Source organism: Cognatundibacterium rugosum, from assembly GCF_014284365.1.
GTDB classification, from domain to species: domain Bacteria; phylum Pseudomonadota; class Gammaproteobacteria; order Burkholderiales; family Burkholderiaceae_D; genus Undibacterium; species Undibacterium rugosum.
The window spans coordinates 1-255 of the sequence record NZ_JACOGG010000077.1 but is presented as its reverse complement, the minus strand read 5'-3'; the positions used below and the strand labels follow the sequence as shown (position 1 = coordinate 255).

1 protein-coding gene is annotated in these 255 nt (G+C 53.3%); it reads left to right on the top strand.

Annotation, left to right across the window (positions count from 1 at the left end):
- Positions 1-19: 19 nt before the first annotated feature.
- Positions 20-255: hypothetical protein (locus H8K47_RS18130; RefSeq protein WP_186882741.1), on the top strand; the 236-nt coding region annotated here is incomplete at its 3' end.

Sequence of the window (255 nt, the reverse complement as noted above, 5' to 3'; positions counted from 1 at the left end):
AAAATAGTGAAGACCTGTTATGAAGATTCGCCAAACCTTGTTCCAGCGTAGCGTTGCCAGCATCGTCTTGCTGACGTTCAGCAGCCTGACTTTATACCCAGCTGGTGTCTCAGCGCAAGCGCATGAAGCAGCTGAAAAAGCTGGCCTGCTCACGCGTCTGAAAGACGAGGGTTTGCTGGGGAACACGCAACGCTATCTTGGCAAATTAGCGGGGCAGTCTGGCGTGAATGCCAATACGGTTCCAGCAGTCGCCAG